Source organism: Segniliparus rotundus DSM 44985 (genome assembly GCF_000092825.1).
Taxonomy (GTDB): Bacteria; Actinomycetota; Actinomycetes; order Mycobacteriales; family Mycobacteriaceae; genus Segniliparus; species Segniliparus rotundus.
In genome coordinates this window covers 2,798,034-2,820,299 of the sequence record NC_014168.1, presented here as the reverse complement: position 1 = coordinate 2,820,299, position 22,266 = coordinate 2,798,034, and the positions used below count along the sequence as shown (strand labels likewise).

General features: G+C 64.4%; 24 protein-coding genes and 4 tRNA genes. 23 read left to right on the top strand and 5 right to left on the bottom strand.

Annotated elements, in window-relative coordinates; genetic code table 11:
- Nucleotides 1–6 precede the first annotated feature (6 nt).
- Nucleotides 7–2,733, bottom strand: coding sequence for a pyruvate dehydrogenase (acetyl-transferring), homodimeric type (gene aceE, locus SROT_RS13705; protein ID WP_013139617.1), 2,727 nt, complete (start codon nucleotides 2,731–2,733; stop codon nucleotides 7–9).
- Between the two features lie 392 nt (nucleotides 2,734–3,125).
- Here aceE and SROT_RS13700 point away from each other — a divergent pair, with 392 nt between their 5' ends.
- Nucleotides 3,126–3,548: a DUF3052 domain-containing protein gene (locus tag SROT_RS13700; RefSeq protein ID WP_013139616.1), complete on the top strand. Its 423-nt coding sequence runs from the start codon at nucleotides 3,126–3,128 to the stop codon at nucleotides 3,546–3,548.
- A 58-nt stretch (nucleotides 3,549–3,606) separates the two neighbouring features.
- Here the strand turns inward: SROT_RS13700 and SROT_RS13695 are convergent, their stop codons facing one another.
- A complete protein-coding gene (locus tag SROT_RS13695) occupies nucleotides 3,607–4,098 on the bottom strand; it encodes a YajQ family cyclic di-GMP-binding protein (RefSeq protein WP_013139615.1) in 492 nt (163 codons plus the stop codon).
- 117 nt (nucleotides 4,099–4,215) lie between these two features.
- On the opposite strand from SROT_RS13695, the gene SROT_RS13690 reads away from it, so the two are divergent.
- From SROT_RS13690 to rplA, 12 genes are all read left to right on the top strand, one after another.
- Nucleotides 4,216–4,296 (top strand) — tRNA-Tyr (locus tag SROT_RS13690).
- 61 nt (nucleotides 4,297–4,357) lie between these two features.
- Nucleotides 4,358–4,429: transfer RNA gene (locus SROT_RS13685), tRNA-Thr, on the top strand.
- Nucleotides 4,430–4,550: 121 nt separating this feature from the next.
- A tRNA-Met gene (locus tag SROT_RS13680) sits at nucleotides 4,551–4,623 on the top strand.
- A gap of 251 nt (nucleotides 4,624–4,874) precedes the next feature.
- Entirely contained in the window at nucleotides 4,875–5,411 is a 537-nt protein-coding gene (hadA, locus tag SROT_RS13675) for a (3R)-hydroxyacyl-ACP dehydratase subunit HadA (protein WP_041408070.1), read from the top strand.
- On the top strand, nucleotides 5,395–5,823 hold the full coding sequence (locus SROT_RS13670; RefSeq protein WP_013139613.1) for a MaoC/PaaZ C-terminal domain-containing protein: 429 nt from the start codon (nucleotides 5,395–5,397) through the stop codon (nucleotides 5,821–5,823). The genes hadA (SROT_RS13675) and SROT_RS13670 overlap by 17 nt, the downstream gene beginning before the upstream one ends.
- A 245-nt stretch (nucleotides 5,824–6,068) precedes the next feature.
- Nucleotides 6,069–6,620, top strand: a complete 552-nt coding sequence (hadA, locus tag SROT_RS13665) for a (3R)-hydroxyacyl-ACP dehydratase subunit HadA (protein ID WP_013139612.1) — start codon at nucleotides 6,069–6,071, stop codon at nucleotides 6,618–6,620.
- The gene (locus SROT_RS13660) at nucleotides 6,601–7,026 is read left to right on the top strand and encodes a MaoC/PaaZ C-terminal domain-containing protein (RefSeq protein WP_013139611.1); all 426 of its coding nucleotides are present in this window, start codon (nucleotides 6,601–6,603) and stop codon (nucleotides 7,024–7,026) included. The genes hadA (SROT_RS13665) and SROT_RS13660 overlap by 20 nt, the downstream gene beginning before the upstream one ends.
- A gap of 157 nt (nucleotides 7,027–7,183) precedes the next feature.
- Nucleotides 7,184–7,256: transfer RNA gene (locus tag SROT_RS13655), tRNA-Trp, on the top strand.
- Nucleotides 7,257–7,322: 66 nt separating this feature from the next.
- Complete coding sequence (gene secE, locus SROT_RS13650) at nucleotides 7,323–7,814, top strand: preprotein translocase subunit SecE (protein ID WP_013139610.1); 492 nt, start codon at nucleotides 7,323–7,325, stop codon at nucleotides 7,812–7,814.
- A gap of 35 nt (nucleotides 7,815–7,849) precedes the next feature.
- Nucleotides 7,850–8,626 carry a transcription termination/antitermination protein NusG gene (gene nusG, locus SROT_RS13645; RefSeq protein WP_013139609.1) on the top strand — a complete coding sequence of 259 codons (777 nt, stop codon included), beginning with the start codon at nucleotides 7,850–7,852 and terminating at the stop codon, nucleotides 8,624–8,626.
- Nucleotides 8,627–8,722: 96 nt separating this feature from the next.
- Complete coding sequence (gene rplK / locus SROT_RS13640) at nucleotides 8,723–9,184, top strand: 50S ribosomal protein L11 (protein ID WP_013139608.1); 462 nt, start codon at nucleotides 8,723–8,725, stop codon at nucleotides 9,182–9,184.
- A 151-nt stretch (nucleotides 9,185–9,335) separates the two neighbouring features.
- On the top strand, nucleotides 9,336–10,043 hold the full coding sequence (gene rplA / locus SROT_RS13635; protein ID WP_013139607.1) for a 50S ribosomal protein L1: 708 nt from the start codon (nucleotides 9,336–9,338) through the stop codon (nucleotides 10,041–10,043).
- 108 nt (nucleotides 10,044–10,151) lie between these two features.
- Here rplA and SROT_RS13630 read toward each other — a convergent pair whose 3' ends face one another.
- Complete coding sequence (locus tag SROT_RS13630) at nucleotides 10,152–11,636, bottom strand: amidase (RefSeq protein ID WP_013139606.1); 1,485 nt, start codon at nucleotides 11,634–11,636, stop codon at nucleotides 10,152–10,154.
- 49 nt (nucleotides 11,637–11,685) lie between these two features.
- Entirely contained in the window at nucleotides 11,686–12,645 is a 960-nt protein-coding gene (locus tag SROT_RS13625; RefSeq protein WP_041408069.1) for an alpha/beta fold hydrolase, read from the bottom strand.
- 428 nt (nucleotides 12,646–13,073) lie between these two features.
- Between SROT_RS13625 and rplJ the strand changes: the two genes are divergently transcribed.
- From rplJ to SROT_RS13590, 7 genes are all read left to right on the top strand, one after another.
- Nucleotides 13,074–13,598 carry a 50S ribosomal protein L10 gene (rplJ, locus tag SROT_RS13620; protein WP_013139604.1) on the top strand — a complete coding sequence of 175 codons (525 nt, stop codon included), beginning with the start codon at nucleotides 13,074–13,076 and terminating at the stop codon, nucleotides 13,596–13,598.
- A gap of 69 nt (nucleotides 13,599–13,667) precedes the next feature.
- Nucleotides 13,668–14,063 carry a 50S ribosomal protein L7/L12 gene (gene rplL, locus SROT_RS13615; protein WP_013139603.1) on the top strand — a complete coding sequence of 132 codons (396 nt, stop codon included), beginning with the start codon at nucleotides 13,668–13,670 and terminating at the stop codon, nucleotides 14,061–14,063.
- Nucleotides 14,064–14,298: 235 nt separating this feature from the next.
- Nucleotides 14,299–15,357: an ABC transporter ATP-binding protein gene (locus tag SROT_RS13610; protein WP_013139602.1), complete on the top strand. Its 1,059-nt coding sequence runs from the start codon at nucleotides 14,299–14,301 to the stop codon at nucleotides 15,355–15,357.
- A gap of 369 nt (nucleotides 15,358–15,726) precedes the next feature.
- Complete coding sequence (locus SROT_RS13605; RefSeq protein ID WP_148223454.1) at nucleotides 15,727–16,065, top strand: hypothetical protein; 339 nt, start codon at nucleotides 15,727–15,729, stop codon at nucleotides 16,063–16,065.
- A 108-nt stretch (nucleotides 16,066–16,173) separates the two neighbouring features.
- On the top strand, nucleotides 16,174–16,506 hold the full coding sequence (locus SROT_RS13600) for a hypothetical protein (protein WP_013139600.1): 333 nt from the start codon (nucleotides 16,174–16,176) through the stop codon (nucleotides 16,504–16,506).
- Between the two features lie 29 nt (nucleotides 16,507–16,535).
- On the top strand, nucleotides 16,536–17,666 hold the full coding sequence (locus SROT_RS13595) for a hypothetical protein (protein ID WP_013139599.1): 1,131 nt from the start codon (nucleotides 16,536–16,538) through the stop codon (nucleotides 17,664–17,666).
- Nucleotides 17,667–17,748: 82 nt separating this feature from the next.
- A complete protein-coding gene (locus SROT_RS13590) occupies nucleotides 17,749–18,240 on the top strand; it encodes a hypothetical protein (RefSeq protein ID WP_013139598.1) in 492 nt (163 codons plus the stop codon).
- A gap of 128 nt (nucleotides 18,241–18,368) precedes the next feature.
- Here the strand turns inward: SROT_RS13590 and SROT_RS16615 are convergent, their stop codons facing one another.
- Nucleotides 18,369–18,863 (bottom strand): hypothetical protein, encoded by a 495-nt coding sequence (locus tag SROT_RS16615; protein ID WP_148223453.1) that lies wholly within the window; start codon nucleotides 18,861–18,863, stop codon nucleotides 18,369–18,371.
- A 161-nt stretch (nucleotides 18,864–19,024) separates the two neighbouring features.
- Here SROT_RS16615 and SROT_RS13580 point away from each other — a divergent pair, with 161 nt between their 5' ends.
- The 3 genes from SROT_RS13580 to SROT_RS13570 all read left to right on the top strand — a co-directional run bounded on the left by SROT_RS13580 (nucleotide 19,025) and on the right by SROT_RS13570 (nucleotide 22,003).
- Complete coding sequence (locus SROT_RS13580; protein ID WP_425358202.1) at nucleotides 19,025–19,879, top strand: hypothetical protein; 855 nt, start codon at nucleotides 19,025–19,027, stop codon at nucleotides 19,877–19,879.
- Between the two features lie 352 nt (nucleotides 19,880–20,231).
- A complete protein-coding gene (locus SROT_RS13575) occupies nucleotides 20,232–20,993 on the top strand; it encodes a hypothetical protein (protein ID WP_245535309.1) in 762 nt (253 codons plus the stop codon).
- 68 nt (nucleotides 20,994–21,061) lie between these two features.
- Complete coding sequence (locus tag SROT_RS13570; protein ID WP_013139594.1) at nucleotides 21,062–22,003, top strand: hypothetical protein; 942 nt, start codon at nucleotides 21,062–21,064, stop codon at nucleotides 22,001–22,003.
- The last annotated feature ends 263 nt before the right edge of the window (nucleotides 22,004–22,266 follow it).

Here is a 22,266-nt window from a genome sequence, read left to right as displayed (position 1 = left end):
TGTTCGCTAATGCTCATCGCCGACCACAGCGAGAACGTCGTCGATGTGGTACTGCTCCGCCGCCTGGACTGCGACCGAGCGGTCCAAGTTCCCGTCCTCGGCCAGCGAGAGCAGCACGGCCACCACGATGGACTCGGCGTCGATGTTGAACACGCGGCGCGCGGCCTTGCGGGTGTCGGAGAAGCCGAAACCATCCGCGCCGAGCGCGGTGAACCGGTTCGGCACCCAGGGGCGGATGAGGTTCGGGACCGCTCGGGCCCAGTCCGAGACCGCGACCACGGGCCCGACGGCGGATTTGAGCGCGCTGGTGACGTGCGGTGTGTGGTGCGGCTGGTCGGGGTGGCGCAGCGCGCCTTGGTCGCTCAGCTCCCCGTCGCGGGCGAGCTGGCCCCAGGAGGTCACCGACCAGACGGTGGCCCCGACCTGCCAATGCTCGCGGAGCAGCTCCTGCGCCCGCAGCGCCTCCGGGAGGATGACGCCCGAAGCGAGGATGTTCGCTTGCAGGCCGGTGTCCGACTCGGGGTGGCGGAACAGGTACATGCCCTTGATGAGGCCGTCGACGTCGAGGTCGGCGGGCTCCTGCGGCTGATGGATCGGCTCGTTGTACAGCGTGATGTAGTAGATCAGGTCCTCTGGGTGCGGCCCGTACATGCGGCTCAGCCCCGATTGGACGATGTGCGCGATCTCGTACGCGAACGCGGGGTCGTAGGCGACCACGGCCGGGTTGGTGTGCGCGATGAGCAGGGAGTGCCCGTCCGCGTGCTGCAACCCTTCGCCGGTGAGGGTGGTCCGCCCCGCTGTCGCGCCGAGCAGGAAGCCTCTGGCCATTTGGTCAGAGGCCGCCCAGATGCTGTCGGCGGTGCGTTGGAAGCCGAACATCGAGTAGAAGATGTAAATCGGGATCATCGGCTCGTCGTGCGTCGCGTACGAGGTGCCGACCGCGGTGAACGACGAGGTCGATCCGCACTCGTTGATGCCCTCGTGCAGGATTTGGCCGGTCGGGCTCTCTTTGTAGGCGAGCATGAGTTCCGCGTCCACCGATGTGTAGAGCTGCCCCAGCCGGTTGTAGATCTTCAGCGACGGGAACCACGAGTCCATGCCGAAAGTCCGGGCCTCGTCGGGGATGATCGGGACGATCCGGTGGCCGATTTCCTTGTCTTTGAGCAGCTCGCGGAACAGGCGCACCAGGGCCATGGTCGTCGCGACCTGCTGTTTCCCGGAGCCGGTTTTCAGCGTCGCGTATGGCTTGTCGTCCGGCAGGGCGAGCGCTTTCGAGCTGGTCCGCCGGTGCGGCAGGAATCCCCCGAGCTCGCGGCGGCGCTCGACGAGGTACTGGATCTCCGGAGCGTCCGGGCCGGGGTGGTAGTACGGAGGCAGGTACGGGTTGCGCTCGAGGGCTTCGTCCGAGATCGGGATGCGCAACGAGTCGCGGAATTGTTTCAGGTCGTCAAGGGCCAGTTTCTTCATCTGATGGGTGGCGTTGCGGCCCGCGAAGTTCGTGCCGAGGCCGTAGCCCTTGATCGTGTGGGCGAGCACAACGGTCGGCTGGCCTTTGTGGGCCAGCGCCCGCTGGTAGGCGGCGTAGATCTTGCGGTAGTCGTGCCCGCCTCGTTTGAGGTTCCAGATCTGTTCGTCGCTGTAGTTCTTCACCAGCTCTTTGGTGCGCGGATCGCGCCCGAAGAAGTGCTCGCGCACGTAGGCGCCGTCATTGGCCTTGTATGTCTGGTAGTCCCCGTCCGGAGTCTCGTTCATGATCTTGACCAGCGCGCCGTCCTCGTCGGCGCGCAAGAGGTCGTCCCACTCGCGGCCCCACACGACTTTGACGACGTTCCAGCCCGCGCCCCGGAAAAAGCCTTCGAGCTCCTGGACGATCTTCCCGTTGCCCCGGACCGGGCCGTCGAGGCGCTGCAAGTTGCAGTTGACCACGAAGGTGAGGTTGTCCAGGCCCTCGGTCGCCGCGATCTGCAACAGGCCGCGCGACTCGGGCTCGTCCATCTCGCCGTCGCCGAGGAACGCCCACACATGCTGTTCCGAGGTGTCTTTGATGCCCCGGTCGTGCAGATAATGGTTGAACCGCGCCTGCATGATCGCGTTGGCGGGTCCGAGGCCCATCGAGACGGTCGGGAATTCCCAGAACCCGGGCAACAGGCGAGGGTGCGGGTACGAGGGCAGCCCCCCGCCCCTGCTCTGATGGCTGCGCTCCTGGCGGAAGCCGTCGAGCTGTTCCGCGGGGATGCGCCCTTCCAGGAAAGCCCTGGCGTACACGCCGGGGGAGCCGTGGCCTTGGATGAACACCTGATCGCCGCCCGATGGGTGGGACTTGCCGCGCCAGAACCAGTTGAACCCCACTTCGTACAGCGAAGCCGCGGAGGCGTAGGTGGAGATGTGGCCGCCGACGCCGATCCCCGGAGCCTGGGCGCGGTGCACCATCACTGCGGCGTTCCACCGGATCCAAGCCCGGTAGCGGCGCTCGATTTCCTCGTCGCCGGGGAACGTCGGCTCCAGCTCGGTCGGAATGGTGTTGACGTAGTCGGTCGAGGTGAGCGAGGGGACCGCCACGCCTTTTTCATGGGCGCGCTCCAACAGGCGCAAGATCACGAACCGCGCGCGCTCATGGCCCTCGCGCTCGACCAGCTCGTCAAGGGACTCCAGCCACTCTTCGGTCTCTTGCAGGTCGTGGTCGGCGAGGTATGAGGCGACGCCTTCTCGGATGACGTGGTGCTTGTCTGTCACAGATCACAATTCTAGTGGCAGGTTCGCCGGGCCTCTAGTGGCAGGTTCGCCGGGCCGTCGCTGGGAACAGCGGATCGGGCGCCTCGCCCGCGTTGTCTCGGCGCGGGCGCAAGAGCCCCGAGGCTCGGGCCGGGGATTATGCAGGCCGGGTGTTCTGGCGGGCGGCGGTGTGTGCAAGCGAGGCGAAAAAATTGCGCAAGCGCGGTGAAAAACTGCATGCACAATCGGCGCTCTGCTGTTGCGCGCGCTGCGCGCATGCTTGCCGTTGCGGCGTTGACCTGTGCCGAAGGGTGAAATTTGATGTACGTCACTTTTGCCCCAGTTGACCACTGGGCGTTGATAGAGCACGATCAAGGGAGACTGCAACGCCGAACAGAAGGAGACACACTGCCGTGAGCGCGGCGCAGACGAACGAGCACGCCGCCCAGAAGCTGGGCATTGCTCCGGACATGGTGGTGCAAGAGTTCGGTTGGGACGAGGACGTCGACGAGCAAATCCGGACGGACATCCAGGACGCTTTGGGGGCGGACCTGTTGGACGAGGACGCGGGGGAAGTCGTCGACGTGGTGCTGCTGTGGTGGCGCGAAGGGGACGGCGATCTCGTGGACGCGCTGGTGGACGCGATCGAGCTGTTGGCGGAAGACGGCTTCATCTGGGTGCTCTCGCCGAAGACCGGGCATCCGGGCTATATCGAGCAGAGCGAGATCTCGGAGGCCGCGCCGACCGCCGGGCTCGCGACGACGAAAGTCATCGGCCTTGGCGATTGGTCCGGGACGAGAATCGTGCAGTTGAAGGCCAAGGGCCACAAAAAGTGAGATCAGCGGTCTCAGCGAGGCCGGCGGTCCAGGCGCGGCCCCCGCGGGGGCTCCTCGGCTAGCGGTAGTTGGTGAATTGGAGGGCGACGTCGAAGTCGCCGCCTTTGACGAGCGAGATGACCGCCTGAAGATCGTCGCGCTTCTTGCTGAAGACGCGCAACTCGTCGCCCTGCACCTGCACCCGGACGCCCTTCGGCCCCTCGTCTCGGATCTTCTTGCTGATCTTCTTGGCGTGCTCCTGGTCGATCCCTTGCTTCAGCGCGGCTTTGACCTGGTAGATCTTGCCGGATGGGGCAGGGTCGTCGAACTTGACGGCTTTGAGGGACAAACCGCGCTTGATCAGCTTCTCCTTGAACACTTCGACGGCCGCTTTGACCCGTTCCTCGGTCTGCGCGGACAGCAGCAGAGTCTCGTCCCCGGTCCACGCGACGGTCGCGTCCACGCCCCGGAAGTCGAATCGCGTCGCGAGCTCTTTCGCGGCTTGGTTCACGGCGTTGTCGGCCTCTTGGCGGTCGACCTTGCTGACGATGTCGAAGGATGAGTCTGCCATGGGTGTCTCCTAGCGTGAAATTTTTAGCAGGTCACAGACTAATGCCCGCCGCAACTGGCGTTCGGCCCGGTACTCCTGCTACTATGCACAGCGCGTCGGCGAAGCTGGCGCGTGTCCGGCAGATTGCCCGAGCGGCCAATGGGAGCGGACTGTAAATCCGTCGCGAAAGCTACGTAGGTTCGAATCCTACATCTGCCACAAACCCTCGCCATTGTATGGCGAGGGTTTGCATTGCATAGCTGTAACTGCATAGAGACATGCCCCCGTAGCTCAGTGGTAGAGCACTTTCTTGGTAAGAAAGAGGTCGTCGGTTCGATTCCGCTCGGGGGCTCTCCTGTGAATATCGGACACGATTGCAGCAGGGCGGGGCTCCTGATCGAAGTTCTTGGAACGCCGAGAGGTATTGTTGCGCTCAACAATGTCGAGCGGCCCAGAAACTTCCGAGGGTCCGAGGCGATGTAGCTCAGTCGGTAGAGCAAGCGGCTCATAATCGCTGTGTCGCCGGTTCAAGTCCGGCCATCGCTACTCAGGGGGAGGGCAGCTGTTCTGGTTCGTTCGGCCGACGATCGGGAGCCCAAGGACGGGCACGACGCGCCTTCGCGCAGGGCGAGGTGGACCGATGCGGCGTTTTTGTGCTGTAGGCTGGCCCTATTCCGAGCGGCCGTTGGAGCCAGTGGCCGCGCATCGGAGCGACGGCTGCGGCAAGCAGCAGAAGTCCTATGGTCATGGGCCGTCCGTCTCGTTGCGACGGCCCCGAGTAGATAGAAATTATGCGGATGTCAAGAACCCTGGAGCGCGACGCTGCCCCGATTCACGATCTTTCCGGGCATGTGGGCTACGTCTACACACACCCGGACTACTACGAGATCAGCCGGGAGGTGATTCGCGACTTCGCGCGAGCTGCGCAAGACTTCCATCCGTTCCACTGGGACGAGGAGGCGGCTCGGGCGGCGGGGCACCCCACCATCATGGCTCCCATCACGTTCGCCTCCGCGTACGGCATCAGGATCCACGAGCACATGTACCGAGAGCTGAACTATGTGCCGGGGCCGATGGTGCAGTCGGAGCAGAAGTTTCAGTACAGCCGCCCTATTTACGCGGGCGACCGGTTGCGCTGCGAAGTGGAGATCACGAGCTTCCGCTCCAGTTTGGGAGCGGACATTTCAGAGACGAAGAACACCGCGACGCTGTGGGACACCGGCGAGCCGGTGCTCGTCGGTTGGACGAAGCTCGCTGCGCGCACGGGCGCGGTGATGGACGAGAATGTCGCAAAACTAGTGGACGAGGTGATGATGCGTGGTAACTACGCCTAATTTCGATGGATTGGCAGTCGGCGACGAGCTGCCGACGAAGGTGGTGCAGGTCAGGCGTGGCGACCTCGTCAACTACGCCGGAGTGGCTGCCGACCGGAACCCGATCCACTGGCACGACGGGGTCGCCGCGGCGGCCGGTTTCGACACTGTCATCGCGCACGGGATGCTGACCATGGCTTATGCCGGGGCCTACCTCTCGAGCTGGACGAACGATCCTTCAGCGGTGCGTGAGTACGACGTTCGGTTCGTGAGCCCTGTCTTTGTGCCCATCGACACCGCGGCCGAAATCGAGTTCTCCGGGAAGATCAAATCTCTCGACCCGCAGACCCGAACCGGTGTGATCACGTTGACTGCTCTTTCGAACGAGAAAAAGATTTTCGGCAAGGCATTGGCGACCGTTCAGTTCGCCTGAGCCGGCAAAACGGTGTGTTCTGCGCCATCTTTTCGCGCGCGCTCCGCCGTTTTCGGCGTCGTCGGCCCCTCCGGCTCTTGCTTCCGGGACGCCCCCGGCTTAGGGTGTGACAAGAAACACTTCGCCCGATTCGTTAGGTCTTCTCAACATTTTCCCAGTTGCGGGCGTGCGGAAGCGCTCGCCCGCAAGAAAATTAGGCAAGCCTTACTAGTGAATCGTGGGCGGATAGGGGTACATTCCCCGTCGTGCCTGAGACCACAGAGAAGCCGCACGCCGAGAAAAAGGCAACGCAGTATCCAGACTTCGTGGGAAAGACGTATGTGCTTCCGGACTACTACGAGATAGGCCGGGAGCAGGTCCGTGCTTTCGCGAAGGCGGTGCGCAATTACGACCCCATCCACCATGACGAGCAGGCCGCGCGCGACGCCGGCTTCGCGAACCTCGTGTGCCCGCCGACGTTCGCCTCGATCATCGGCTTGCTCGTGCAAGAGCATTTGTTCGAGCACATCGTCAAGGACTATGATCTGAGCCAGACCGTGCAGGCGGAACAGCGGTTCTCCTTCGTGCGGCCGATCTGCGCGGGCGAGCGGCTGGAGTGCTCGGTGAAGATGCTCAACATGCGCCAGGCCGTCGGCGTCGACATCGTCGAGACGGAGAACGTCGGCAAGATTTGGGGCACCGACGAGGTTGTGCTCATCGGGTACACAAAGGTCGCCGGTTACACCGGGGCTGTTATGGAAGAGTCCTTGAAGGAACTCGTGAGGAATGTGATGATGCATGGCCGCTCGATCTTTTGACGATGTCCAGGTCGGGGATGAGCTTCCGGCCGAATTGTTCCGGGTCACCCGAGGCGACCTCGTCAACTACGCCGGGGTCGTCGGCGACGCCAATCCCATCCACTTCCACGAGGAGATCGCTGCCGCGGGCGGTTTCGAAACGGTGATCGCCCACGGCATGCTCACCATGGGGTACGCCTCGACCTTCGTCACGTCCTGGCTGGGCGACGGCGCGGGCCTGCTCGAATTCGAAGTCCGGTTCGTGAGCCCGGTGCTCGTGCCCGCGAACCGGCCCGCAGAACTGGAGTTCTCCGGCAAGGTGAAATCCCTCGACCCGCAGGCTCGGCGCGGCGTGATCCAGATCGCCGCCACCAGCGCTGGCAAGAAGGTCTTCGGAAAGTCGCTCGCCACAGTTCAGTTTTCCTGAACCGTTCCGCCGCCGCCGAAGCCGATTGGTGTCGGCGCGCGATTTCCGCTAGAATCAATGCCTTGGTGTTGAGGATGGTTCCATGCTGGGCGCACGTCGGCTCACGGACCCGGATTTGACGCTGGCGACTACCTGCGGCTGGCGCAAGCCAGCTCAGAGGGGTGTAGCTCAGTTGGTAGAGCAGCGGTCTCCAAAACCGCAGGTCGCAGGTTCGAATCCTGTCGCCCCTGCATCTGGTCGCCTCGCCGGTCCGCCGGTGACCGAGCAAGCGCCCGAACCGTGATCGAGAGGAAGAAGTGAGCGAAAAAAGCGGAGCCTCCGTCGAAGACGACGAGGTCGATGCTGCTTCGGAGCCTGGTGATTCGTCGCAAGACGACACGCAGGCCGCTTCTCGCGTTCCCGTCCGACGGGCACGTCAGTCCGAATCCGATGATGACGGCGATGACTTGGACGAGGAGGCCGCAGCCGCCCGCCCCACCGGCAAGCGGGGCCGCCGAAGGGCGTCCGCCGAATCGTCCGCGGACGCGGACGGGCGCCGCCGGGCGAAAGAAGCCAAGGAAGGCAAGAAAGCCAAGCGTTCGCAGGCCGGGGCTTCGCGCAACCCCTTCGCGGCGGTTGTGCAGTTCCTGCGGGAGGTCGTCGGCGAACTTTCGAAGGTGATTTGGCCGCAGCGTCGGCAGATGGTCTCCTACACGTTGATCGTCATCGTCTTCGTCGCTGTGGTCGTCTCCTTTGTCGCCCTTCTCGACATCGGCTTCGCGAAGCTGGCATTGTGGCTGCTCGGGTAGGGGAGGGCGACGAAGAGCATGGAAAGGAAGAGTTTGTGACTGAGCAGAACGAGCACGCGGAGCAGGACGAAGCCCTGGCCGCGGCCGACCAGAGCGCGCCCGAACACGAGGCGCTGGTCGACTCGGCTGACGGCTCCGTCGCTGTTGACGCCGCCCAAGCCGACGAGGCCGACGACGCGGATTCCTCGGACGACGAGGACCCGGCCGAGGCTTTGAAGGCCAAATTGCGCCGTGCCCCTGGCAAGTGGTACGTGGTGCATTCGTACGCCGGGTACGAGAACAAGGTGAAGCTCAACCTGGAGAACCGGGTGCACAACCTGGACGTCGCGGACTACATCTTCCAGATCGAGGTCCCGACCGAAGAGGTCACCGAGGTCAAGAACGGCCAGCGCAAGCTTGTGAACCGCAAAATCCTCCCCGGATACATCCTTGTGCGGATGGACCTCAACGACGAGTCGTGGAGCACGGTGCGCAACACCCCCGGTGTGACTGGCTTCGTCGGAACCTCGCGCCCCACCCCGCTCGCGCTCAACGACGTGGTGAAGTTCCTGCTTCCCCGCCAGGAGCCCAAGAAAGCCGCGGCAGCCGCGAAGACGAAGCAAGGCGACGGATTCGCCGCCGCCATCGCGTCGGTCACCGAGGTGGACTACCAAGTCGGCGAGTCGGTCACGGTCAACGACGGCCCCTTCGCCAACCTGGCGGCTTCGATCAGCGAGATCAACGCCGAACAGCAGAAACTTAAGGTCTTGGTCTCGATCTTCGGTCGGGAGACTCCCGTGGAGCTCTCCTTCAACCAGGTCACCAAGATCTAAAGACAAAGACAACAGACGCAAGAACACAGCGCCCCGAGAACCACAGCGCACACACAAGAACAAAGCGCGGACAAAGAACAAGTAGGAGACACCAACATGCCACCCGCACCCGCTGCCTCCGGCGGCAAGAAGAAGAAAGTCGCCGGGCTCATCAAACTGCAGATCCAGGCAGGCCAAGCCGACCCCAAGCCGCCGATCGGCCCCGCCCTCGGCCAGCACGGCGTGAACATCATGGAGTTCTGCCGCGCCTACAACGCCGCGACCGAAGCGCAGAAGGGCACCGTCGTGCCGGTGGAGATCACCGTCTACGAGGACCGCTCCTTCGACTTCATCCTCAAGACTCCGCCCGCCGCGAAGCTGATCCTCAAGGCCGCTGGCGTCCCCAAGGGCTCGGGCGTCCCGCACCGCACCAAGGTCGGGCACCTCAGCTGGGACCAGGTCAAGGAGATCGCCAAGGTGAAGCTTCCCGATCTGAACGCCTACGACGTCGAGCACGGCGCGCTCATCATCGCCGGGACTGCCCGCTCCATGGGCATCACGGTCGACCAGCCCGCGTAACAGGCTGACAGGGGCGGCGTCGCCCCGCTGCTTCATGGCGGAGCAGACAACGAAACATCGCGTCCAAAACCCGTGGGAGAGCCCGCTTCGGCTCGTATGACCACATGCTTCAACACAGAGAAATCTGAAAAATCAAGGAAGAAGTGCAACAATGAGCAAACAGTCCAAGGCCTACCGCGCCTCTGCGGAGCTCGTCACCAAAGACGAGCTCTACAGCCCGCTCGAGGCGTTCGACCTCGCGAAGCAGACCAGCAAGGTCAAGTTCGACGCCACGGTCGAGGTCGCCTTCCGGCTCGGCGTCGACCCTCGCAAGGCCGACCAGATGGTCCGAGGCACGGTGAACCTGCCGCACGGCACCGGCAAGACCGCCCGCGTCATCGTCTTCGCCGTCGGTGAGAAAGCCGAGCAGGCGCAGCAGGCAGGCGCGGACGCAGTGGGCTCCGACGATCTGATCGAGCGCATCCAGGGCGGCTGGGTCGACTTCGACGCCGCCATCGCGACCCCCGACCAGATGGCGAAGGTCGGCCGGGTGGCCCGCGTCCTCGGCCCCCGCGGCCTCATGCCGAACCCGAAGACCGGCACTGTGACCGCTGACGTCTCCAAGGCGGTCGCCGACATCAAGGGCGGCAAGATCACCTTCCGCGTGGACAAGCACTCGAACCTCCATGTCGTCGTCGGCAAGGCTTCCTTCACCAAAGAACAGCTGGTTGAGAATTACGGCGCCGTCCTTGACGAGGTGACCCGTTCCAAGCCTGCCGCCGCGAAGGGCCGCTACCTCAAGAAGATCGCCGTGGCCACCACGATGGGACCGTCTATCCTGGTCGACCCCACCAAGACTCGGGCGCTGTTGGAGGCCTGAGCCGCAACGCCTCGGAAAAGACACCGCGAAAAGCCCCGGCCGTTGGCCGGGGCTTTTCCGTGTTTTCGGGGCCCGCCGCCTGGGGCGGCCCCGGCAGGAGCGCCCATCTCAGAGGGCTGGTCTGCGGTCCTTCCACGGCTGTGCCGCCTCGAACTGCGCCGCGAGGCGGATGAGCCGCGGCTCCGACCCAAGGGGACCGATGAACTGCGATCCGATGGGCAAGCCCGTATCGGTCCAATGCAGCGGCACGCTCATCGCGGGACGGCCGGTCACATTCGCGAGCTGGGTGTACGGCACTATCCGGTAGTTCTTCATGATGACTTCGCGCGGGATGTTGCTGATCGAGAACAGCCGGCTGCCACGAAGTCCGAGGACAAGCTTGGAGAGCGCCTTCAAGGTCGCGGAGGTGTTCAGCGAGCCGATCTTCGGCGGGGCTTCGGCGGTGGTCGGCGTGAGGAAAAGGTCGTATTTCTCGAAAAACTTGGTGAGCGCCACCGTCTGCTCGTGCCAGCATTGCCGCGCCCGGAACAGGTCGGCCGCGCTGACCGATGAGCCCATCGCGGCGAGGATTCGGTTGTCGACTTCCACTTCGGAGACGTCCACGCCGAGCCGGGCGAGTTCGGCGAGGTTGTACGCCGCTTTCGCAGTCCAGAGCGTCACAAAGCTTTCGGTCAGCTCAGTCCAGTTGATCTGGGGTTTGGCTTCTTCCACGGCGTGGCCCAGCGACTCGGCCAGGTGCGCGGCGGTCGTCATCGCGGTGGCCGCCTCGGTGCTCGCGCCGTCCGGGCGCAAGGGTGAGAAATCGCTGAAGCCGATGCGGAGTGTGCCGGGGTCCGCCCCGACTTCTTGCAGCAGGGGGCGCTGCGGCAGCGCGGAGAGATACGAGCCTGACGGCTCGGCGGCGATCGCGGCGTCGAGCAGGGCTGCGCTGTCGCGCACGCTGCGCGAGAGCACGCCTTGGGTCGCGTAGCCATGGAACGGTTCCGGAGAGGCGGGAGCTTCTGGCAGGAGGCCCCTGCCCGGTTTGAGCCCGAACAGCCCGGACCAGGAAGCAGGGATGCGGATCGAACCGCCGCCGTCGCTCGCGCCCGCTGCGGGCACAACCCCCGCCGCGACCGCCGAGGCGGAGCCGCCGGAGGAGCCGCCGGGGGAGCGCTCCGTGTCCCACGGATTCCTCGTGGGGCCGTGCAGTTCCGGTTCGGTGATGCCTTTGGAGCCGAATTCTGGGCTGTTGGTCTGGCCGAACGGAACCAGGCCTGCGGCCAGCCAGCGGGCGATCGTTGGCGAAGTGAACGGCGAGACCTGGTTGCGCAAGGCGCGGCTGCCGGAATCGTGCGGCCACCCCGCGATCTGTTGTTCCAGGTTTTTGGTCAGGAAGGGCACGCCCGCGAACGGTCCGCTTTGCGGCCCGGCTGCCCGTTTGCGGGCCCACGCCTCGTGGCGATGGACGACAGCGTTGAGTTTGCCGTCGACCGCTTCGAGGCGGGCGAGCGCGGCGTCGAGCAATTCGACTGCTGTGCTCTGGCCGGTTCGGACGAGCTCGGCGAGGCCTAGGGCGTCGTAGGAGGAGTACTCGTCGAAGGAAAGCGCCATGGCGCCACTCTACTGACCGCCATTCGTGGCCGAGCGCGCGGCGCTGCGGTTAGACGGGCGCCGCCGTCGCGGCGGCGGCCCGCTCGAAGTTGGCAAGCAGGACCTGCGCGATGTTCGGCAAAAGCGCTGGGGGCAAGGAATGGCCCATGCCGTCGAAAACGGTGAGGGTTGCCCCGGGAATCCATTTCGCGAGCGCGTGGCCGTTGCGGCAGGGGATGAGCGGGTCGTCGCTGCCGTGGATCACCGCGACCGGGGCGGTGATGCCGCTGTGGTACCGGCGCAGGTCGCCGCTGCCGCAGATCGCGTCGAGCTGGCGAAGCAGTCCCGTGGAGTCCTCGCAGCGGCGGAATGAGCTCGCGATTGCCTCGCGCAGCTCGTCTTCCGGGTACGGGTAGCGGTTGCCCGCCGAGTGCGCCATGGTCCGGACCTTGAACTCGATCCGTTCCTCCAGTGTCGCGTCCGGGTGCGGGTTCTCGCGGAGTTTCGCGAGCGTCGCGGGGGTCGGCGGGGCGAAGAACCGCTGCACAGCGGTGGTGAACAGCAGGCCGAGGCTGCGGGTGCGCTCGGGTCGGGTTCCGGCGAAGACCTGCGCGATCATCCCGCCCATGGACGCGCCGACGATGTGCGCGCGGTCGATTCCGAGCGCGTCGAGGACCCCTTCCGCATCGCTGGCCATGTCTTCAAGGGTGTAACGCGCGGGGCTGGACAGACCCAGTTGGCAGCGCAGTATGCGCATCCACCTCGGGCCGGGCGCCTCGCAGCCCGGCAGTTTCGTGGAGAGGCCGACATCGCGGTTGTCGAACCGGACGACCCGGTAGCCCGCGTCCACAAGCGTCTCGCAGAACAGCTCCGGCCAAAAGGTCAATTGCGCGCCGAGCCCCATGATGAGCAGCACCGTCTCCCCGGACGGGTCGCCCCAGTCTTCGTAGGCGAGCCGGACTCGGGTGTCGTTCGTGGGCGCCTCCGCGAAGCCGTGGCGCACTTCGTGAGCGCGGGGCTTCTCCGTCATGGTTTGCATAATCAGCCAGTCCTCACTATCATGAGCAGGTCGATTGGATCGGTTGCTGAGCAGCGTGAACTGATCGGCCATCCGAAAAAGTTCAACCGTAGACCGCTAGGTCATCTGCGAGACAGCTTAAGTTAAGATTCCGTTCACCGTCAATACGGTCAGGATCACAGCTTCGTCTCGGGATTGAAGAGCTGATGGGGCTCTCGGTTCCCCGTGTTGCCGAAACAACACGGGCCCGAAGCCCACGAGCTGGCCAGCGCAGGGAAAACAAGCGTCGGACGTCCTCTTTCGCGGGCCATTCTCGTCCGCCGCGAGCTGACGGCTGCCTCTCGCTCTGCGCTTCAGCACGACATCTTCTCCGAAGCCCTCCTCGCAGCATGGCGTTATGTCTGCGGTTGTCCGCTTGACATGAGAAAGGAGGCGACCCGTTGGTCAAAGTTGAAAAAGTCGAAAAGGTCGCTGATATCGCCAAGCGGTTCGAAGAGGCGAACGCGGCCATCGTCACCGAGTACCGGGGCCTGACGATGAGCTCGCTCACCAAGCTGCGCACCGATCTCGGCCGGGACACGACCTATCTGGTCGCGAAGAACACCCTGGTCAAGCGTGCCGCCGCCGATGCGGGGGTCGAGGGCGCTGACGAGTTGTTCGCAGGGCCCACCGCTGTGGCGTTCGTGAACGGCGACATCGTCGAGGCCGCGAAGGTGATCAAGGGCTTCGCCAAGGAGAACCAGGCCCTTGTGGTCAAGGGCGGCTACTTGGACGGCGCGGTGCTGACCGAGAAAGAGGTCATCAAGCTCGCCGATCTGGAGAGCCGCGAAGTTCTGCTCGCCAAGGTGGCAGGTGCCATCAAGGGCGCGCTCGGCTCCGCCCTGGGTCTGCTCAACGCTCCGTTGTCGCAGGTGGCCCGCCTTTCGCAGGCGCTTGCCGACCAAAAGCAGCAAGCTGGCGAGTAACCGCATCGTTCACATCTGAAATCCGCAAGACCAGGGGCTCGTGCCCCGTAGAGAGAAAGGAAGGCCATCATGGCCAAACTCAGCACTGACGAGCTCATCGACGCGTTCAAAGAGCTCACCCTCATCGAGCTGTCCGAGTTCGTGAAGCAGTTCGAAGACGTCTTCGGCGTCACCGCAGCGGCTCCGGTCGCGGTCGCCGCCGCTCCGGGCGCCGCCGCTGGCGCCGCTGGCGGCGAAGCCGCTGGCGACCAGGACGAGTTCGACGTCATCCTCGACGCCGCTGGCGACAAGAAGATCCAGGTCATCAAGGTCGTCCGCGAGGTTGTCCCGGCTCTGGGCCTCAAGGAGGCCAAGGACCTCGTCGAGGGCGCTCCCAAGCCGGTTCTCGAAAAGGTTTCCAAGGAGGCCGCCGAGGCCGCCAAGGCCAAGCTCGAAGAGGCTGGTGCGACGATCTCCCTCAAGTGAGCATCGTCCTCCAACGATATGGGGTCGGCCACCGAGCGGTGGCCGACCCCATATCGTTTTTCGGGAAGACCCACGCCTGGCCCCTGTGATGTGCCGCGAGGCACACCAGTGGGCGAATGAGGCTCCGCGGACAAATCGGCGCGGTCTGATAGCATAAACGCATATCGGGGCGGTTCGCTCCCGAGGACGGGCCTGCGGTCCGGGTGAGGCAACAGAGAAAGCACGAGGCTGAAGTTTGGGCGTCGAAGTGATCGTCAAGGACTTGACCAAGTCCTTCGGCTCGCAAAATATCTGGCAAGACGTCACATTGACCTTGCCGCCGGGGGAAGTGAGCGTTCTGCTCGGCCCCTCCGGAACCGGCAAATCCGTGTTCTTGAAGTCCCTCATCGGCTTGTTGCGCCCCGAGAAGGGCGAAATCATCATCGACGGCACCGACATCATGCGGTGCAGCACCAAGCGGCTCTACGACATCCGCAAAATGTTCGGCGTCCTGTTCCAAGACGGCGCGCTGTTCGGCTCGATGAACATCTACGACAACACCGCCTTCCCGTTGCGCGAGCACACGAAAAAGAAGGAATCCGAGATCAAGCGGATCGTCCTCGAAAAGCTTGAGCTGGTCGGCCTCTCCGGGGCCGAGAACAAACTCCCCGGCGAGATCTCCGGCGGTATGCGCAAGCGCGCCGGGCTCGCCAGAGCGCTGGTGCTCGACCCGGAGATCATTTTGATCGACGAGCCGGACTCCGGGCTCGACCCGGTCCGAACCACCTACATCAGCCAGCTTTTCCTCGACATCAACGCCGAGATCGACGCGACGATCCTCATCGTCACCCACAACATCAACCTGGCGCGGACGGTGCCGGACAACATCGGGATGCTGTACCGGCGCAACCTTGTCATGTTCGGGCCCCGCGAGGTGCTGCTCACCAGCGAGGAGCCTGCCGTCAAACAGTTCCTCAACGGCCGCATGATCGGCCCCATCGGCATGTCCGAAGAGAAGGACGAGGCGCAGATGGCCCAGGAACGGGCCTTGGTCGACGCCGGTATGCACCATGGCGGCGCGGAAGAGATCGACGGCATCATTCCCCAAATGCACGCGACGCCCGGCCTCCCGTTCCGTCAGGCCGTCACGCGCCGTAGGAATCGGCTCAAGACCATGCTCCCCTCGTTGCCGCTGGGCGCGCAGCTCGCCATCCAGCGCAGCTGGGACGAGGCGGACGCGGCAAGCGGACCGCCGCCTGTGGATCCGACCGGGCCCGTGGGCCTGGCTCAGCAGCAGCACTCAACGCTCGCCTGAGCAGGCACGATTCGTCGGGGGCAAAGAGTCCGAGTCTGCGCTGAAGCCGCGCGGGGAGATTTGCGCGCCGAGGAACCAGACGCGGTTGTGTCGCGTCTCGCCTGGAGGATGGGCAAAGCCGACAGGAGTCCCCACGTGTGTCTGATGGGGACAGCGACTCGAAGCGATGGGGGCATTACGAAGACGAAGAAGAGACTGTTGAGCGCGTTGTCCGGGCCGATGGTCGTGCGCTCACGGCTGAAGAGGCAGAAGCGTTGCTCGCGCAAGAGCGGCTCTCGACTGTCAGCGAGGTGGTTGATCCTGCTGCCGTGCCCGGCATAGTGGTCGTGCCAGCGTTCCCGTTGGAGGCAGACAATGGGTTTCGGATGGGTGAGTTTGCGGCAGCGCGCGGTCGGCGGCGCGGGCGGGTTGCTGGTGTTCTGGTACTTCTACCATTCCCCGAGCATGGCGCTCATGCACGCGGCGCCTGGTTCTGCTCGCGCCTTCGCCAGATTCCTCCTGCTCTTCGTCGTCAGTGTCGTGTTGGCCTGGGCGTTTGCCTGTTTCGGCAAGTACTTCGGCCCCGAGGAGTACGACGCGGTGCGGACTGTGCGGTTTTCCGAGCGAACCCAGGCGTTCATCGACGAGGTCCACGAGTCCTCGCGTCGGACGGAGGCCCAGCTGAGGTACCAGTTGAACGAGGCTTGGCGACCGCCACCGAAAATCTGATGTGCCGCGTGCTCGGGCGTCTTGCGCTCTGTGGAAGAGCGGGGTAGCCTGGTCGAAGTCGCCGATTCTGGCGGGAATCGATATGTGAAGACCTGAAAGAGGGCCGAGATGGGGACTGGGATAGAGAACGCGGACGCCGGCCATGTCGCCGATGAAGTCGCATCCATTCTGAACAGGGTCGACGATGTCGCGCATAAGGCATTGGGCCTTGCTGAGCGGTTCTACGAGGCGGCCGCCGGTGTGCGTTACCCGGACGACGCGAGCGGCGAAAACGCGCGCGCTGTGCTGCAATCGCACACCGAGAACCGGGTGGGGCAGATGGACAGCGTCGTGGCCCGGTTGGACGGGTTGATCGCGAAGACGCGCGCGGGAGTCGGGGTGCAACGTGAGCAGGACGGCGCCTCGGCTGAAGGGCTCGCTGAAGTCGCCCGCGAGATCTGAGCCTGGCCGGGCCGGGTAGGCTTTGCGGAATGGGCTTGCTCTACAACCCGTTCGCCGGACGGGTGTCCTTCGACGCGTTGGGGCGCGCCGGTCACTATGATCCGCCGAGCGGGCTGCCTGCGGCGGTGGAAGCTTCGCCGCTCGACGTGAACGCCAAGGGCATCGCCGAGCTCGGCCCCGATTTCCCTGAGTTGCACGCGAGGATTTTTGGCCGGCGGGGAACGCTCGCCGATCAAGCCGAACGGCTTTTTTCCGGGGTGGGCCAGGGGTTCTGCGGCGCGGCGCAGGTCGCGCAGATGCTCGTGGGCTCTTGGCCCGCAGGGGTGTTGCTCGGTCATGGAGCGGCCGCGTCTCAAGCGGCGCTGCACGCGTGGAACACGGCGTTCTTGGCGGCGAAGGGGTTCGGTTTTGGCGGCGGCCCGGACCTCCCCAAAGCGGCGCAGGCCAGGGCGTCGGCCGTCCAGGACCGGCTGTTCGAGGAGGACTGGAAGGTCCGCGGCCAGGCCAGGGGCGCGCCGAAGCCCGCGAACGACCTCGTGGAGCTGGTGACGGCGTCTCCCCCGGAATTCGTGGAGATGTACGCCCTGGACAGGTCGGCGCTCGTGCGCAACAAGGAGCACGCCGAAGACCGCCTCCAGGAGTACGAGGCGGTCGCCGCGTCGGTCGAGGACCCCGTCGCCCGGTACCGGGAGCTTGTGCGCCGCCAAGGCCGAGCGAGCCCCGTGCCGTGGGCGTTGCGCGTGGAGTGCGTGTACGAGATGGAGAACGAAGAGTTCGGTATGTGCCTGTGGGTCGAGGTGGACCCATGGTCGCTTTTGATCGTCGGGTCCAGCGCCCCCGCCTCCTTCGAGCGGGACCTTGTGTTCGGGCAGTGGGCCGCGCACGACGACGCCGTGCTGACCCAACGCGGCTCCGAGGACGAGTGGACCTCGGGCACATACGAGCGCTACATCGAGCAGTACACGCAGGTGACGCAGTGGGGCAGGGACACGAAAGAGACCCGTCCTCCTCGTCCGACGGTCCTGGAATTGCTCGCGAGGCATCCGTTGCGGGAATGGGCGGGTCCGATCGCCGAGGAGTACATGCAGTCCAAAGCGTTGTTGTTGGGCCATAACCGCCCGCCGCCGCGGGAGCGTGTGCCGGATTCGCCCGAGGGTTGACGCGACGGCGGAGTTAGCCGATAATGGTCGGTACTGGTAGTTCGAAGCCGGGCGCGCGGCACGGTGGAAGGAAAGGGAGTTCATGGCGGGGTTGACGATGGACTATCTCACCGGCGATATCCGGGGAGCCGGCGAGCTGGTCGACCAGAAACACTACTTCCCCACCTTTGACGAGGGCCAGTTCGTCGAACTCGCGAGCCTCGCCCAACAGATCCAGGCCGAATGCGAGGAGCTGAGCGGCGACCTCGCGGCGCTGAAAGCCAAGACCGCCCATGCCGCCGCCGGCGCGTTGGAGCGGGGCATGCACAACGAGTTCGCCGAGGCCGCTCAGGACGTCCAAGCGGCGCTCGCGGACTGGAGCGAGACCGCCTCCGCGCTCCACAGGGGCGCGGAATGGTTCGCGTCGCGTCGGGCCGGGTTCTTCAAAATTGTGATGATCTATTGGCAGCAGGCGCAGTCCTTCGGCTGCCCCAACCCGGGCAGCATTGACGCGGTGCTCATGTCCGACACGTACGGGGTGTTGGAGGAGGCCCGCCGCGCCTGGGAAGGCATGGTCGAAAACGACGCGGCGTGAGCAGTGCGTGCGGGCTTCGGGGCCGCGCGGCGGCTATGGCGGTGACCGGGGAAAACGTCATTGGCGGGTATGCGGTGGCGTGCGAGGCCCCCGCTCTGGGCGGTCTCTTGCGGGGTGAGGGCTGAGGCTCATTTCCCTTGTGCCCAGTGCCCGACCGCCCGGATCAGCCACGGCACGATAAAAGCCAACCCGAAAAGCGTCGCGTCGACCGCGAGCCAACGCAATTTCACCCCGAGCGGAAGCGTGCCGTACACGAGGGGCTGTTTCGGGTCGCTCTTCCAGGATTCGCTGTTCTGGAACCTGCCAAATGCGACGACTTCCCACAGCAGATGCGCTCCAGTGGCGACGAGCAGCGCGCCGCTGACGACGCCTGCGGTGATGTCCAGTATTCCCTGGCGCGTCAACAACGGCACGAGCACAGAGATGATCGCGACGGGGAACATGAACAATCCCGCTAGGGCGCTGTCGACCGGCGCGGTCCAAGGCAGAAGGCTTCGAGCCTGGCCGACGCGCTGCGCCAGTGCTGGCTTTGGCCGAGCCGTTGGGGGCGGGGGAACGAAGGCGGCTGCGTCCGCCTCGCCCGCCGCCTGATGCAGAGCATCAGGATCGGGCGGTCCGCTCATTCGGGGTTTGGATGCGGCTCCGCCGCGTCGCCGTGCGGAGGGTTTTCTCCTGGAGCATGCGGCTGATCGTACGCCGCAAGGGCGCGGAGGCCCGGTGGCAGTCTGATTCATGGGGGTTCCCGTTTGCGAGTTGGCTGGGCTTGGCGTGTTAGGCTCGGGTGATGACGGGTCGTTTTTCTGTTGGTGCCGTTTTGGCGCTGTTCACGGCGTTTTTTGTGGTTGTTGGGTGTGATCGGGGCGGGGCTGCGGCTCCGGGCGGGGGCAGTGGCGCGTCGTCCAGTGCTGCTTCTTCTGCGGCGAGTGTGGACCCGGTTGTCGCGGCGCAGAAAGCGGCCTGCGCGGCCTTCCGCGACGCGATGGCGAGCACCAACACGGCGAACCAGGTGTTCTTAAATGCGGTCAACGATCCGAAGCGTGACGGAGAGAGTGAGTACGACAAGCCAATGACCGATGCCGCGAACGCGGCGGCGGTGATCTTCATGTATGCCTCCGATCAGATCGATGGGGCGGTCACACCGCAGGTCCCGAAAGATTTGGCGAGCAATCTCGGAGATTTTGTGCAGATCCTGCACGAGCGTGCACAGCTGTACGCCCAGCACAAGGGGGGTAAAGAGCTAAATACGAATATCGCAAAGTACACGCCTGCGGCGAACGATCTGCTCAAGACGTGTCCGGCAGGCTCGTCTGACGCCTCACCGCCGAAGCTTGCCGTTGCTCCCGCATCAAGCTCGGAAGCGGCGAAGCAGAATTTCTGCGGCGTGTACTCCAAGCAGATCCAACAGGCAGACGACGCAAAAGAGCGTTTCTCGGCTGCGACGCGGGGCGATGAGCGCCATCCTGACACGCAATGGAACGATCCGGATCAATGGTTGGCGGGTCAGGCGGCGGACGCGGGCATCGTCTTCAAATACGCGGCGGATTTGATCGAGGCGCAGCTCATGCCCCAGCTTTCCGCAGAGCTGGCGGACAAGGAGAAGACTCTGGTGGCGGCAATGCGCAAGCTTTCCAAGCTCTAAACGGATCAGTCCAGCACCGCCGACCGGACTGCGGTGTTCAAAAGCGACTACGCTCCGGCGGCGGATGCCATTGATGCAGCGTGCGGTATTTTGCGAGCTGCTGAATCCGGTTTTTCTTGGGCTGATCGGCTGGCATGTAGCTGTGGCGTGTTAGGCTCTGGTGATGATCGCTCGATCTTCTTTTTGCGTAGCGTTGACGCTGTTCACTGCGGGTTTTTTGGTTGTTGGGTGTGATCGGGGCGGGGCTGTGGTTCCGGGCGGGGGCGCGTCGTCCAGCGCTGCTTCGTCGGCGCCGAGTGTCGACCCGGCTGTCGCGGCGCAGAAGGCGGCCTGCGCGGCCTTCCGTGACGCGGTGACAAGCGCCAACACGGCGAACCAAACCTTTTTCAAGGCTATAGAAGATCCCAAACGGGGCGGTGTTGTGGAGTACGACAAGCCGATCACGGATGCGGCGAATGCTGCGGCGGTGATTTTCATGTATGCGTCTGATCAGATCGACGGGGCGGTGACGCCGCAGGTGCCGAAGGATCTGGCAAACAAGCTCGGAGACTTTGTCCAGATCTTGCAGGAGCGGGCGCGGCTCTACGCACAGCACGCAGGTACGGACAAGTTAGATCCAAACGGTGACAAATACACCCCTGCGGCGAAAGATCTGCTCAAGGCGTGCCCGGCAGGCTCCTCTGACGCCTCGCCGCCGAAGCTTCCTGTGGCGTCTGCGTCGAGCCCGGATGCGGCGAAGCAGGCTTTTTGCGGTGTCTACTCCAAGCAGATCCAGAACACCGAGGACGCGATCACACGGTTCGGCGCGGCCACGAAGGGGGATGAGCATCACCCCGACCCGCAGTGGGATGATCCGGATCAGTGGCTCACCGGGCAGGCGCAGGATTCGGGCATTATTTTCAAGTATGCGGCGAACACGCTGGAGGCGAGCATCAGCCCCGAGCTGCCGCCGGACATCGCGGAGAAGGCGAAGTCGTTGGTGGCGGGGATGCGCAAGCTGGGCGGTCTGTATACAGAACGGAAGAGCACGGATGCGATGAAGGCTGCTGTGCATGAGCCGAATGGGTACGGCCCAAGCGCGGACAGCATCGACACGCTGTGCGGGATCGCGTGAGCTGAGCAGGCTGGTCAGCGCTGGGCTGGCCAGTTGGGGCGGGTTTTGGGCGTGTTAGGCTCGACACTATGAGCGTTTGGTCTTCTCTTGGCGCGGGGTTGGCGTTGTTGGCGGCGGGTGTGTTCGTGTCCGGGTGCGACCGGGGCGGGGGTGCGGCTCCGGGCGTGGTTGCGTCGGGGAGCTCCTCCTCGGCCGCGCCGAATGCTGACCCGGCTGTCGCGGCGCAGAAGGCGGCGTGCGCGGCCTTCCGTGACGCGGTGGAGAGCACAAACACCGCAAACCAGACATTTTTTAAAGCAGTAGAGGATCCCTTGCGCGGGGGAGTAGACTACGACAAACCGATGACTGACGCTGCGAACGCGGCTGCCGTAATTTTTGTGTATGGGGCTGATCAGATTGATGGGGCGGTGACCCCGCAGGTGCCGAAGGATTTGGCGAGCAAGTTCGGAGATTTTGTGCAGATCCTCCATGAGCGGGCGCGGCTCTATGCACAGCACGCGGGTTCGGACAAGTTGGATCCGAACGGTGACAAATACACCCCAGCGGCGAACGATCTGCTCAAGGCGTGTCCGGCGGGGTCGTCTGATGCCGTGCCGCCGAAGCTTGCTGCGGTGCCCGCGTCGAGTCCGGATACGGCAAAACAGGGCTTCTGCGAGGTGTACTCCAAGCAGATCCAGCAGGCGGATGACGCGAAAGAGCGTTTCGCGGCTGCGACGCGGGGCGATGACCGTCGTCCACGCCCGCAGTGGAAGGACCCGGATCAGTGGTTGGCGGGCCAGGCGGCCGACGCGGGCATTGTCTTCAAGTACGCGGCGAACCTCATCGAGGCGCAGCTCGCGCCGCAGCTGTCCGCAGATGTGGCGGACAAGGGGAGGACTCTTGTGACAGCGATGCGCAAGCTTTCCAAGCTCTACATTGAGCAAGCTGGTACAGATGAGCGGAACGCTGTTTTCAACGGGGACTACTCATCATCAGCGGATGCCATCGATGCAGCGTGTGGTATTCAATGATCGCGTATCGGTTGCCTTGACGTGAACGCGACCGACGGGTAGCGTGATGTTCGTCGGTATTGCTGATTGCCCTTGGGCTGCACTGGGGGCGCGCGCCAAAGGAGTAGGGTCATGGGTCGAGGGTCTGGTGTTGACGATCTCCCGAAGATACCGGCTCCTCCGCAGCAGCCCTTCGGCATGAAGAACTTGATACAACAACCGCGATCGGATGCTAATTCTGGTTCACCGAAACGCCGTCATGGCAATAAGGATGAAGAACAGAT